Source organism: Flavobacterium bizetiae (genome assembly GCF_902804475.1).
Classification (GTDB): domain Bacteria; phylum Bacteroidota; class Bacteroidia; order Flavobacteriales; family Flavobacteriaceae; genus Flavobacterium; species Flavobacterium bizetiae.
Map to the genome: position 1 here is coordinate 25,975 of NZ_CADCSU010000019.1, position 12,911 is coordinate 38,885.

At 36.4% G+C, this 12,911-nt stretch carries 10 protein-coding genes; 8 read left to right on the forward strand and 2 right to left on the reverse strand.

From position 1 onward, the window contains the following. Positions 1-10: 10 nt before the first annotated feature. The 8 genes from FLACOL7796_RS00400 to FLACOL7796_RS00435 all read left to right on the forward strand — a co-directional run bounded on the left by FLACOL7796_RS00400 (position 11) and on the right by FLACOL7796_RS00435 (position 10,078). On the forward strand, positions 11-1,714 hold the full coding sequence (locus FLACOL7796_RS00400) for an amidohydrolase (protein ID WP_173968691.1): 1,704 nt from the start codon (positions 11-13) through the stop codon (positions 1,712-1,714). A gap of 16 nt (positions 1,715-1,730) precedes the next feature. Then, positions 1,731-1,886: a hypothetical protein gene (locus FLACOL7796_RS00405; protein ID WP_173968693.1), complete on the forward strand. Its 156-nt coding sequence runs from the start codon at positions 1,731-1,733 to the stop codon at positions 1,884-1,886. Beyond that, a complete protein-coding gene (locus FLACOL7796_RS00410) occupies positions 1,879-3,045 on the forward strand; it encodes an LLM class flavin-dependent oxidoreductase (protein ID WP_173968695.1) in 1,167 nt (388 codons plus the stop codon). The genes FLACOL7796_RS00405 and FLACOL7796_RS00410 overlap by 8 nt, the downstream gene beginning before the upstream one ends. Before the next feature lie 21 nt (positions 3,046-3,066). After that, positions 3,067-4,500, forward strand: coding sequence for an APC family permease (locus tag FLACOL7796_RS00415; protein ID WP_173968697.1), 1,434 nt, complete (start codon positions 3,067-3,069; stop codon positions 4,498-4,500). A gap of 406 nt (positions 4,501-4,906) precedes the next feature. After that, positions 4,907-5,731: a serine O-acetyltransferase EpsC gene (gene epsC, locus FLACOL7796_RS00420; RefSeq protein WP_173968699.1), complete on the forward strand. Its 825-nt coding sequence runs from the start codon at positions 4,907-4,909 to the stop codon at positions 5,729-5,731. Positions 5,732-6,145: 414 nt separating this feature from the next. After that, the gene (gene cysK, locus FLACOL7796_RS00425) at positions 6,146-7,066 is read left to right on the forward strand and encodes a cysteine synthase A (protein WP_173968701.1); all 921 of its coding nucleotides are present in this window, start codon (positions 6,146-6,148) and stop codon (positions 7,064-7,066) included. A 170-nt stretch (positions 7,067-7,236) separates the two neighbouring features. Beyond that, on the forward strand, positions 7,237-8,157 hold the full coding sequence (locus FLACOL7796_RS00430) for a family 2A encapsulin nanocompartment shell protein (protein ID WP_173968703.1): 921 nt from the start codon (positions 7,237-7,239) through the stop codon (positions 8,155-8,157). Continuing rightward, on the forward strand, positions 8,141-10,078 hold the full coding sequence (locus FLACOL7796_RS00435) for a family 2A encapsulin nanocompartment cargo protein cysteine desulfurase (protein WP_173968705.1): 1,938 nt from the start codon (positions 8,141-8,143) through the stop codon (positions 10,076-10,078). The genes FLACOL7796_RS00430 and FLACOL7796_RS00435 overlap by 17 nt, the downstream gene beginning before the upstream one ends. A 565-nt stretch (positions 10,079-10,643) precedes the next feature. Here the strand turns inward: FLACOL7796_RS00435 and FLACOL7796_RS00440 are convergent. Both FLACOL7796_RS00440 and rocD read right to left on the reverse strand, forming a co-directional pair. Further along, a complete protein-coding gene (locus tag FLACOL7796_RS00440) occupies positions 10,644-11,105 on the reverse strand; it encodes a DUF1810 domain-containing protein (protein ID WP_173968707.1) in 462 nt (153 codons plus the stop codon). Between the two features lie 243 nt (positions 11,106-11,348). Beyond that, the gene (gene rocD, locus FLACOL7796_RS00445; protein ID WP_173968709.1) at positions 11,349-12,602 is read right to left on the reverse strand and encodes an ornithine--oxo-acid transaminase; all 1,254 of its coding nucleotides are present in this window, start codon (positions 12,600-12,602) and stop codon (positions 11,349-11,351) included. Between the last annotated feature and the right edge of the window lie 309 nt (positions 12,603-12,911).

The following is a 12,911-nucleotide window of genomic DNA, read 5'->3' on the forward strand; positions in this document are numbered from 1 at the left end:
AAATAACGAAATGAGAACTAATTTAAAATGCCTGGCTATAATCTTCGCTACGACGGTTATCAATGCACAGCAAAAAAATACCGTCGAAAAGATTTTCATCAACGGTAATATTATTACTGTCGATGCCAAAAATAGTACGGCACAAGCTGTTGCGGTAAGCAACGGTAAAATTCTTGCGGTGGGAACGAATAGTAAAATCGAAAAGCTTAAAGACAAAAATACCATTGTTGTCGACCTTAAAGGCAAAACCGTTGTACCGGGATTTATTGATGGTCACAGTCATTTTATGGGTTTATCACGATCAACTACTGTAAATGTCGGTTCTCCGCCAATGGGTGACGTCAAAAACATTGCAGATTTAGTAGCACGTATTCAGTTTTTTCAAAAGCAAAAAAATATCGCTCCAGGCGAATGGATCGATGCTTACGGATATGATCAGGATCAATTAGAAGAAAAAAGACATCCGAATAAAGAAGATCTGGATGCTGCTTTTCCTAACAATCCCGTTACGATTACCAACATCAACGGACATATGTCGGTTTCGAATTCGTATGCTTTAAAACTTTCAGGAATTGATGCCAATACAACTAATCCTCCCGGAGGTGCCATCGAAAGAAAAAAAGGAACTAACGAACCAACAGGATTATTACAGGAAAATGCCAGTCGATTATTAAAAAGACCTGCAAAGCCTGCTCCTACTTTAGACGAACAATTAAAAGGTTTAAAAGAACAGCAATTGTTTTATGCCAGTAACGGAATTACAACTGCTCAGGACGGATATTCTAGTTTTGAATCGGTTGAATTATTACACAAAGCGGCAGAAAGAAATGAGTTGTTTATCGATATCGAAGCTTTGCCAGGTTATCCAACTTTAGATAAAGTATTAGAAAATCCTGCATACAAGTTTGGTGTATTAAAAAATCACTTAAAACTGGCAGGAACAAAAATGATTGCTGACGGTTCCCCTCAAGGTAAAACGGCATTTTTTAGCAAATCCTATTTGGTAGAAGTTCCGGGTTGTAATCATGACGAGTGTACAGGTTTCCCAAATATTACTCAGGAACAGTTTAATGATTTAGTAATTAAAGCATTCAAAAACAACGTTCGCCCGTTTGTGCATTGCAACGGAGATGCCACAATTGACATGTATCTAAAAGCGATCGAAAACGCGAATAAAACTTTAAATACAAACAGCAATGATCGCAGACCAGTTACGATTCACTCGCAATTCGTACGACCTGATCAGTTAGACGATTATAAAAAACTGGGCATCATTGCTGCTTTCTTTAGCAATCACGCTTTCTTTTGGGGCGATGTACACGTTCGCAATTTAGGTGCAGACCGAGCTAACTTTTTAAGCCCGTTAAAAACTGCCATTAAAAAAGGGGTTGTCGCTACAAATCATACCGATTATCCGGTTACGCCATTAAATCAGTTGTTTTTATTGTGGACTTCGGTAGAAAGAAAATCACGTTCGGGACAAGTTATCGGTCCAGATGAAAGGCTTACTCCTATCGAAGGTTTGCGTGCGATCACTATAAATGGTGCTTACGAATATTTCGAAGAAAATAGCAAAGGTTCTATCGAAACCGGAAAACTGGCAGATTTAGTAGTTCTGTCTGATGATTTAACCAAAATAGATCCTTCGAAAATAAAAGACATTACGGTTCTGGAAACGATTAAAGAAGGAAAAACAGTTTTTAAAAAAGAATAATCTAAAACTCAAGAAAATGAATCAGATAAACATTAATCCCGCACCTGCAGTATCGATGAGAATTACTAAAAACACTTCTGAAATTTACTGGTTTAGTGAAGCTGATAAGCATTCACAGGGAAAGAATAAAAAATTAAAAAAGGCTTTAAAAAAGAATAAAGAAAATGATTGAAGGTAAAATTGAAACAGTAGTCATTAGAACACCGGAAAGAGTCGCAGAAATTTCGTGGTTCAATGATATTATTGGTGGAGATACAGCATATTTAGGCGTTCTGGATAATGATCGCCGAAGCAGTTACGAACATTGTCGTGAGATTACATTAGAAGCAGAAAAATTAGGTTTTAGCAATATTCTTTATCCATCCGCTTACACCGTAGGACAAGACGGATTGGCTTTTGCAGCAAGTGTGGCGCCCGAAACGAATAAGATTACATTTTTATTAGCGATTCGTACCGGAGAAGTGCATCCGCCCATGTTGGCGCGAGCAATTGCTTCATTAGATCATATGCTGAAGGGAAGATTGATATTGAATATCATCAACTCTGATTTGCCGGGAACGAGAGAAGATCCTAATCTAAGATACCAAAGATGTTCTGAAGTGATTCAGATTTTGCAACAAGGCTGGACACAAGACAGAATATCGCATAAAGGTGAAATTTATCAGTTTGATTTGCCATCAGATCCTGTAAAATCATATCAGCAAAATGGCGGTCCGTTATTGTATTTTGGAGGAACTTCTCCTGGTTCTAGAGCCGTTTGCGCCAAACATTGCGATGTATTTCTGACCTGGCCGGAATCTGAAGAATCGATGTATGCCACTCTAAAAGAAATGAGCGAACGTGCTGCTGCCGAAGGAAGAACAATTGATTTCGGGTTAAGAATTCACGTGATCGTTCGCGAAACGCAGGAAGAAGCCAGAGCTTACGCGAAAAAACTAATTTCAAAATTTGATGAAGAACGCGGATTAGAAATTAGAAGTCGTGGAGAAGATTCGCGTTCGTTAGGGGTTTTAAAACAAGACGAATTAAGAGAAACATCTGATGAAGATGGTTATGTAGAAGATATTCTATGGACAGATATTGGTAAAGTTTTCTCGGGCTGCGGAAGCGGTTTGGTAGGAAGCGCCGATCAAATTGTAGAAAAACTAAACCGATACATGGATATGGGTTTCCGATCTTTTATTTTCTCCGGTTTTCCTTTGATTGAAGAAGCGAATTATTTTGCCAAATTGGTTTTACCACGTTTGCCTAATGCTTCGTTACCGCATTTACAAGGAAGAATTCCGCAAGAAACACCTACAACGCCTTTGACCAATGCCGAATTGGTTTAGCTATAAAAACAAAAAATTAGAATGTCAGAAATAGAAAAAAAACAAGAATACAAAAGAGAACTCGGTCTTGCCGATGCTGCCTTATTGGTCGCCAGCGGAATGATTGGTTCGGGAATTTTTATTGTGAGTGCCGATGTTACGCGTAATGTGGGATCGGCAGGTTGGCTAATTTTAGTGTGGTTAATTGGCGGGTTCATGACTTTAACTGCAGCGGTAAGTTATGGCGAATTAAGCGGAATGTTCCCAAAATCAGGAGGGCAATATGTGTATTTAAAAGAAGCTTACAATCCGCTTGTGGCATTTGTGTACGGCTGGAGTTTGTTTACCGTGATTCAGACCGGAACCATTGCGGCGGTTTGTGTATCGTTCTTTAAATTTCTGGCGTATTTTTTTCCGCTTTTCAGCGAAGATTTGGTCGCTTTTAAAATTGGAGAATCTTTTACCGTTTCTCCGGCGCAACTCTCCTCGATTGTTTTGTTATTCATTTTAACGTATATCAATACCAAAGGCGTAAAACTCGGAAAAGTAATTCAGAAGTTTTTTACCGGAACCAAACTAATAAGCTTACTAATTCTTATTGTATTCGGGTTTATCTTTTTTAAACCCGAAGTGTGGCAGGCCAACTGGACAAATCCTTTTCATTTGCAAAAATTAAATCCGGATGGTTCGTTTTTACAATATACCAATACACCTGCTTTTTGGGGCGCCATTGCTTCGGCTTTAGTGGGAACGGTAATTAGTTACGATGCCTGGAATAATGTGACTTTTGTTTCGGATGAAATAAAAAATCCAAAACGAAATATTGGTTTGAGTTTACTTTTAGGAACCGCCGTTGTAACGTTGATTTATGTTTCTTTGAATGTAATGTTTACCGCAGTTTTACCTGTTGAAGCTATTGGAACACCTGAAAAAGACCGAGTGGGTATTGCTGCTGCTCAGGCTATTTTTGGTTCAAGCGGAACTTCTATTATTGCGTTAATGATTTTGATCGCTTCTTTTGGTTGTGCCAACGGAATGATTTTATCCGGCGCGAGAGTCTATCAAAGTATGGCAAAAGACGGTTTGTTCTTTAAGAAAACAGCGATTTTAAATAAACATTCTGTTCCTGCAAATGCACTTTGGATTCAGTTTTTTATGGCGGTTATTTTGAGTTTAAGCGGACGTTACGGCAATCTATTAGATATGATTTCTTTTGTTGTAGTATTGTTTTATGTGATCACAATTGCCGGAATTTTTGTTTTGCGAAGTAAAAAGCCGGAACACGAAAGACCATATAAAGCTTTTGGATATCCGTTTTTACCCGCTATTTATATCCTTTTAGGATCAGCATTTTGTATTTTATTAATCATTTATAAGCCGACTTATACCTGGCCGGGATTAATCATCGCAGGTATCGGAATACCCGTTTTTTATATTAGAGAGAAATTTTCAAAGCCAAAAGAAACAGCAATTTAAACCATTTGACATTTTTTAAACACATAGGAACATAGCATTAATAACTTAAAAAAGGCGCTTCGCTTATTTAAACAAACATAGCGCTATGTGAAAGAAATGTATTTCTTTTTGTCTGTGCAAAAAAATAAATGAATAGCGTCCAGCTTTAGCTGGATATAAATAGTTATAGATTATTTAATAGGCTTTAGCCAAACACTTGCATTTGGCTAAAGCCTTAAACTGATCAAATTTTATTTCTCCAGCTAAAGCTGGAGGCAATTCAAATAATTAAAAAAAAGAATATAAAAACTCTGGTAAAGATTTAAATATTTTTTTTCGACGAGTACTTTAAAATGTTTTAGAATTCCAATTCAGATTAGTTGATTTTTCATAACAATGTTATTTACCAACCTAAAAACAAACCATTATGAATTCATTTTATCAAGAAATAGCAAACAATCATCAGAGTTTATTAATCCTTCCTCAAAAAAAGGTAATTCATCAATTTATTGAGGATTTATTCTCTGTTTTATTTTCGAATACTTCAAAACGTTTTGGAGATTTATCCATTATCAAAAACAAATTTGAAGTTTTAGAAAAGCAATTTAATGAAATTGTAATCGACTATTCCTCGAGGAAAGACGACAGTTTTGAGGAAACTAAACTTTTTTTTGAAGCATTGCCTAATCTGTATAAAAAAACATTAAACGATGCCGAAACGATTTTTGCCAAAGATCCGGCAGCCAAATCTATAGAAGAAGTTTTATACGCCTATCCCGGATTTTTCGCGATTGCCGTTTATAGATTTTCACATCAAATTTGGAATCAGGAATTGAAACTCCTGGCAAGAACTTTTTCTGAATATGCGCACATTAAAACCAGTATCGAAATTCATCCCGGCGCGCAAATAGGCAACGATTTTGCCATCGATCACGGAACCGGAATTGTGATTGGTGAAACGACTATTATTGGCGATAATGTTCAAATTTATCAAGGCGTAACATTGGGCGCTTTGAGTGTAAAAAAAGAAGAGGCTTTTATAAAACGACATCCTACGATTGAAAACAATGTTATTATTTATTCGAATAGTACCATTTTAGGAGGTCACACGGTTGTTGGGAGAGATTCCATCATTGGTGGAAATGTCTGGCTGACTTATAGTGTTCCGTCGAATTCTGTGGTGTATCATAAAAACGAAATAAAGGTGAAGGATAATAACCCGTTTCCGGAGCCTATATTTTATTCGATTTAGAAGGGTTTTGAACCATGTAAGGGATATAAGGACATATAAAAGGTTATGACAACTTTGTCAAAGTTCGAAACTTTGACAAAGTACTAAAGTACATTTTGTCATCTCGAGGGACGAGAGATCACGCACGCAGCTCGTCAAAGATTGGCGATTTAGTTTACGGAGTTTCTTGCGAAGATCTCTCGTCCCTCGAGATGACAAAAGTGAGGATAATATTGTTATGAAAATGATTGCCCTAGCCCCGATAGAAGTGGAAATCCTTTTGTGGCGGCGTTCGCCACAAAAGATTGTAACGGATAGCGGGATTAGCTCCTAAAAAAAAAAGAAAATCGGAATGTATCTAAGTATAAAAAAACACAACGGATCTAAAACTAAAATGAACTTATATTACTTATATGGTTAAAAAAACAAAGCATTATGAAATATCAAAATATACTAGAAACCATAGGAAATACGCCTCACGTAAAACTCAACAAGATTTTTCCGGAACATCAGGTTTGGATTAAGATTGAAAAGTCGAATCCGGGGGCGAGTATCAAAGACAGGATTGCATTGGCAATGATTGAAGATGCGGAGAAAAAAGGACTTCTGAATCCTGATTCGATTATAATTGAACCTACTTCGGGAAATACCGGAATTGGACTTTCCTTAGTTGCTGCCGTAAAGGGATACAAAGTGATTCTGGTCATGCCGGAATCGATGAGTATTGAAAGACGTAAAATCATGAACGCTTATGGTGCCGAATTTGTTTTGACGCCTAGAGAAAAAGGAACTTCGGGAGCGGTTGAAAAAGCGAAGGAATTGGCATTATCGACTCCAAATTCGTTTTTGCCTTTTCAGTTTACCAATCCTGCAAATGTTGAGATTCATGAAAGAACAACGGCTCAGGAAATTCTACAGGATTTCCCGGAAGGTATTGATTACCTCATCACGGGAGTCGGAACGGGCGGACATATTACAGGAGTTTCGAAAATTTTGAAACAACATTTTCCTAATCTTAAAACGTATGCTGTAGAACCTGCTTTATCGCCGGTTTTAAGCGGAGGTTCTCCTGCCCCACATCCTATTCAGGGAATTGGCGCAGGTTTTATTCCGGAAGTTTTTAATCGGGATTATGTCGATGTGGTGATTCCGGTAGAAAAAGAGGATGCTTTTTATTTTGCTAAAAGATTACCAAAAGATGAGGGAATTTTTGCAGGAATTTCGACAGGAGCCTCTTTGGCAGCGATTTCAAAAGAGATTCATAAAATTCCAAAAGATGCGGTTGTATTGACTTTTAATTACGATACGGGCGAACGATATCTTTCGGTTGATGAGTTGTTCGATCCGCTTTCATAATATTATAATTCAACAATTTACGCATTATTTCATATTAAATTAAACAACATTTATTTCGTATCATTTAATTTTTAACATAAATTTACTTATACAACAAAACAGTGTTTTTTGAAGGAGAAAATTCTTAAAATACTGTTCCAAAAATAAGATAACCATTAAACTATTAAGCCATGGCTGAATCAAAACAACAACAGACAGCATTAGGAGATGTTGCAGCAAGACAATTAGCAATTGCAACACGTACAGTCCCTCAAATTGGAACAATTTCACCACGTTGGCTAACGCATCTTTTGCATTGGACACCAGTAGAATCAGGAGTATTTCGTTTGAATAAAGTAAAAGACGGAAGCCATATCGAAGTCGATTGTTCTGCACGTGACGAAAGGGTTTTACCCAACACTTTTGTTGATTATATCGATAATCCAAGAGAATACAATCTGGCAGCGGTTCAAACTATTGTAGATGTACACACAAGGGTTTCAGACCTGTACAGCAAACCATACAATCAGATTTCTGAGCAACTTCGTCTGGCAATTGAAACAATCAAAGAGCGTCAGGAAAGCGAATTGATCAATAATAAAGATTATGGTTTATTAAGCAACGTTGCAAAATCGCAAATTATTAAAACCAGAACGGGCGCACCAACTCCGGACGATTTAGACGAATTATTGACAAAAGTCTGGAAAGAACCTGGATTTTTCTTGTTGCATCCTTTAGCCATTGCTGCTTTTGGCCGCGAATGTACACGTCGTGGTGTTCCGCCTCCTACAACTTCTTTATTTGGTTCTCAGTTTTTAACTTGGAGAGGAATTCCGCTTATTCCATCTGATAAATTACCTATCGTAAACGGAAAATCGAAAATTATCTTATTGCGTACAGGAGAAAGCCGTCAGGGTGTTATCGGGTTAATTCAGCCAGGATTACAAGGCGAGCAATCACCAGGATTATCTGTTCGTTTTATGGGAATCAACGAAAAAGCAATTGCATCATATTTGGTATCTCTTTATTGCTCTTTGGCAATTTTAGTAGACGATGCCATTGCGGTTCTTGAAGATGTAGAAATAGGAAAGTACCATGAGTATAAATATTAACAACGACGGTTTACCTAACATTGATGATTTGCAGCTTTTGGCGAACGAATTGTTCAAGACATTACCTAATGAGTTTCCTAAGGAAATTTCGTTAAGTCCTGATCGAAATGAACATCCGCGTGCTACAAAAATTGCAGAAACATTGTTGAGTGCCGGAAACTTAAGCGGTCACAGCGCGACACCACTCCCATTACAGGATGTAGCAACGCCACCTTCTGGTGCGCCTGCATTTAGCGGTTTTGGAGCGTCACCCACTGTTGCCAATTATGGTTCAGGAGCTTCGGCTTTATATCCTAATGCCGGAGCAGGATTTGATCCTCAAAGTGGGGTTTCTCCATCGGGAATTCCACACGGAAATAATGTCAATGTCAACAATCCGCAAACGGGTTTTAACGATGCCAATTTTAAGAATGGCGGAACGGCACAACCCAACGAAGAAAGCTTTTTTTCGAAATTGCTTTTAAACAATGATTATCTGCCTTTTCAAACCGAAAGTTCTTCGTTTGAAACGGAACTCCATGCGGCATTAAAATTTGTTGATACTCAATTTACAAAACGTTTAGATTTTCCGTTAAACGGAAATGAAAATATAAATTCGTATTATTTTCTGGATCAAAATCCGTTTGCTTTTGATCATAGAAATAGCAATTTACTTGTTGGAAATACTTTTGAAAAACCAGATTTTGGTAACATCTCAGGTTCTCGTTTTGATGCTAATCTTATTAAAAAAGATTTTCCTATTCTAAGAGAAACTGTAAACGGTAAGCCACTAGTTTGGTTTGATAATGCGGCTACGACACAAAAACCACAATCGGTTATTGATCGTATTGCTTATTTCTACGAACACGAAAATTCGAATATTCATCGTGCAGCGCATGAATTGGCAGCTCGTGCCTCTGATGCTTATGAAGCGGCTCGCGAAAAAGTAAAAGCGTTTTTGAATGCTTCTTCGATCAACGAAATTGTATTTGTTCGCGGTGCTACAGAAGGGATTAATTTGGTGGCTCAAAGTTGGGGCGATCATAATTTAGTTGCCGGAGATGAAATCATTGTGAGTAATCTGGAACATCACGCGAATATTGTTCCGTGGAAACGTTTGGCGGATAAAAAAGGATTGAAACTTCGTGTAATTCCTGTTGACGATGACGGACAAATTTTGTTAGACGAATACTCGAAACTTCTGAATTCGAAAACACGTTTGGTTGCTTTTACACAAGTTTCTAATGCATTAGGAACCGTAACTCCAGCCAAAGAAATTGTAAAAATGGCACACGCTGTTGGTGCAAAAGTTTTAATTGACGGAGCACAATCGGTTTCGCACATGAAAGTTGACGTTCAGGATTTGAATCCGGATTGGCTGGTATTTTCCGGACATAAACTTTTTGGTCCAACCGGAATTGGCGCTTTATACGGAAAAGAAGATTTACTTAACGAAATGCAACCGTACCAAGCTGGTGGAAACATGATTCAGGATGTAACTTTTGAGGAAATAAAATACCATAAAGCACCGAATCGTTTTGAAGCCGGAACCGGAAACATTGCCGATGCCATTGGTCTTGGAGCTGCGATAGATTATGTTACAAAATTGGGGATTGATGCAATCGGACATTACGAACATCAGTTACTGGATTATGCGACAAAGTTATTAAAGGAAATTCCGGGTGTGCGCTTGATAGGAACCGCCGCGAATAAAGCAAGTGTACTTTCTTTCAATTTACAAGGTTATACCAACGATCAGGTTGGTCAGGCTTTAAACAAAGAAGGCGTTGCGGTAAGAACGGGACATCATTGTGCGCAACCTATTTTGAGAAGAATGGGAGTTGAAACTACGGTTCGTCCGTCTTTGGCTTTTTATAATACTACACAAGATGTTGATACTTTCATCAAAACCTTGTGGGAACTTAAAAAAGTTAGATTTTAAAAATAACATAGAGAAATGTCTTATACATCTTCTTAAAAAAATAATTACTTTTTTTGATATTTTAAGTAGTTATAACCAAAAGCGATTGTTCCTGGAACAGTCGCTTTTTTATTTTTTAATTTGAATTTGTATTGAAAGTTTCACGCAGATTTTACAGATTTAAGTCGATAAAAAAAATTAGTGCAATTCGTGTAATTCGTGGCGAAAAATAGTTTCTCGCAGATTCAGCAGATTAAAAAATCCCTTTAATCATCCTAATCTGTGGCAAAAAAATAATTCGAGAAATTCGTGCAATTCTTAGCAAAAAAAATCATTTTAATCGTCTAATCTGTAGCAAAAAAAGTTTCTCGCAGATTCAGCAGATTGAGCAGATTAAAAAATTCCTTTAATCATTCTAATCTGTGGCAAAAAAAATAATTCGTGCAATTCGTGCAATTCGTGGCAAAAAAAAATCCATTCTAATCATCTAATCTGTGGCAAAAAATAACACAGATTTAAAACATTCCATAAACAAAGAACCATTCCGCGAAATACGGAATGGTTCTTTATGTAGAAATTGAAAAATTTATGATAATGCTTCAACAGCTGGCGACATTACATCTGAAGATGTTCTGGACAAAGTAAGCGGATCTAAATACCCTAAGAAAAAAGTATCTATTATCTCCTGAAAAACAGGGTGCGCACCTTCGACCTGAGAAAAAAGCGTCATAGACGAACATAGTTTACGAGCATCTAAATCTCCTAAAATAGACTCGATTGATTTTCTTTTAAAAGTCAATAACAGTTCCGAAATCTCGATAAGATGTTTGGCTAAAATAGGATGATTCAAAAAATCTGTGGCTTCTGTAAGATCAGAAATAGCATAAAACTTTGAGATATTACTAGTTCCCAATCCTTTTATTTGCGGAAAAATAAACCACATCCAATGGCTTTCTTTCTTTCCTTTCTTCATTTCAGAAAAGGCAGTTAGATAAAGTTTATTCTGTGCATCTAAAAAACGCGTAAGATCAGTATTTGAATACCCCATTATAGTAGAATTATTTTTACAAAAATTAATAAAGCCATTTTGTTCCTTTATTTTAAAACTAAAAAACCTCTTTTAAGATTCGTTTTTAATTTCATTTTTAAAGACATTCAAAACTACTTATCAACTCGTCTAAAAAAATTATACAATTAATGTCGTTTATTATATAATTTGAGGTATTGCTATAAAAACAAAAAAGTTGCAAGAATGATCTTGCAACTTTTTTATATAATTAACCTAAGTTTGTTAGTCTCTAAACTCGTTTAATGATTTCTCGATAATTTCAAGACATTCCTGAATTTGAGTTTCGGTCATCACCAATGGCGGAGCTAATCTAATTTTATTTCCGTGTGTTGGTTTTGCTAATAATCCGTTATCTCTAAATTTCAGGCAAATTTCCCAGGCAAGATCTGAATCTTCCCCACAATTGATTACAATGGCATTTAGTAAACCTTTTCCGCGAACCAAAGTGATTAGGTTATTTCTTTCTGCAATCTCGTTTAAACCTTTTCTTAAAATGATTCCTAAACGTTCTGCATTTTCAGCCAAATCTTCTTCTTTAATTACTTCAAGTGCCGCAATAGCGACAGCTGCAGCAACAGGATTTCCGCCAAAAGTCGATCCGTGCTGACCAGGTCTGATAACATTCATGATTTCGTTATTGGCTAAAACAGCCGAAACCGGATAAACTCCACCAGAAATTGCTTTACCTAAAATCAAGATATCAGGCTGAACATTTTCGTGATGTACTGCTAGTAATTTTCCGGTACGGGCAATTCCGGTCTGAACTTCATCTGCAATAAAAAGAACATTATGTTTCTCGCACAATGCTTTTGCTTTCGCTAAATATCCTTCAGATGGTACATAAACTCCTGCTTCTCCCTGAATTGGTTCAACCAAAAATCCAGCTATATTTTTTGATGATTCAAGCGCTTTTTCAAGAGCCTCAAGATTATCATATTCAATTTTTATAAATCCTTCTGTAAAAGGTCCAAAGTTTTTACGTGCGCCTTCATCATTAGAAAATGAAATAATAGTTGTCGTTCTACCATGAAAGTTATTTTCGCAAACAATAATCTGAGCCTGATTCTCCGGAATACCTTTTACTTCATAAGCCCATTTTCTACAAACTTTAAGGGCTGTTTCAACCGCTTCTGCCCCAGTATTCATGGGTAAAACTTTATCAAAACCAAAATACTTTGTTACAAACTCTTCGTAATCTCCTAATTTGTCGTTGTAAAAAGCACGTGAAGTCAAAGTCAGTTTTTGAGCCTGATCTACCATTGCTTTCACAATTTTAGGATGGCAATGTCCTTGATTTACCGCAGAATAAGCCGATAAAAAATCATAATATTTTTTTCCGTCAACATCCCAAACGTATACACCTTCTCCTCTTTCTAACACCACCGGAAGTGGATGGTAATTATGAGCTCCGTATTTATTTTCTTTTTCTATCAAAACTTCTGATTTTGACGAAAGTGATTTATCAGTTTGTATCATGATTATTTCTTTTAAAGTGCAAAAGTATTAAATTTTATTCATTTTCAGGTACTAAAATTATAATTTTGACTTTAAAAACCTAATTAAAAAGTCAAAAACAATATTTTTAAACCTTAAAAAAATCAAATAGACTTGTCTTTACAAAGAGTTTTGTCTTGTTTATTGAAAAAAATAGTTACTTTTATAAATTCGAAAATATTGCTATTTGAAGAATGTAATGTAGTCCCTAACGGGATAAAATTATGTTTGAAATTGTTTTTTTTCTACCAATATTTAATCTCTACGAGATTATTCCGTTAGGAATATAAT

Bases quoted from the DNA above. Each gene is read 5' to 3' on its own strand.
- FLACOL7796_RS00405 (WP_173968693.1), top strand. From the start codon at position 1,731: ATGAATCAGATAAACATTAATCCCGCACCTGCAGTATCGATGAGAATT.
- FLACOL7796_RS00400 (WP_173968691.1), top strand. From the start codon at position 11: ATGAGAACTAATTTAAAATGCCTGGCTATAATCTTCGCTACGACGGTT.
- cysK (WP_173968701.1), top strand. From the start codon at position 6,146: ATGAAATATCAAAATATACTAGAAACCATAGGAAATACGCCTCACGTA.
- FLACOL7796_RS00430 (WP_173968703.1), top strand. From the start codon at position 7,237: ATGGCTGAATCAAAACAACAACAGACAGCATTAGGAGATGTTGCAGCA.
- FLACOL7796_RS00410 (WP_173968695.1), top strand. From the start codon at position 1,879: ATGATTGAAGGTAAAATTGAAACAGTAGTCATTAGAACACCGGAAAGA.
- FLACOL7796_RS00415 (WP_173968697.1), top strand. From the start codon at position 3,067: ATGTCAGAAATAGAAAAAAAACAAGAATACAAAAGAGAACTCGGTCTT.
- FLACOL7796_RS00440 (WP_173968707.1), bottom strand. From the start codon at position 11,105: ATGGGGTATTCAAATACTGATCTTACGCGTTTTTTAGATGCACAGAAT.
- rocD (WP_173968709.1), bottom strand. From the start codon at position 12,602: ATGATACAAACTGATAAATCACTTTCGTCAAAATCAGAAGTTTTGATA.
- epsC (WP_173968699.1), top strand. From the start codon at position 4,907: ATGAATTCATTTTATCAAGAAATAGCAAACAATCATCAGAGTTTATTA.
- FLACOL7796_RS00435 (WP_173968705.1), top strand. From the start codon at position 8,141: ATGAGTATAAATATTAACAACGACGGTTTACCTAACATTGATGATTTG.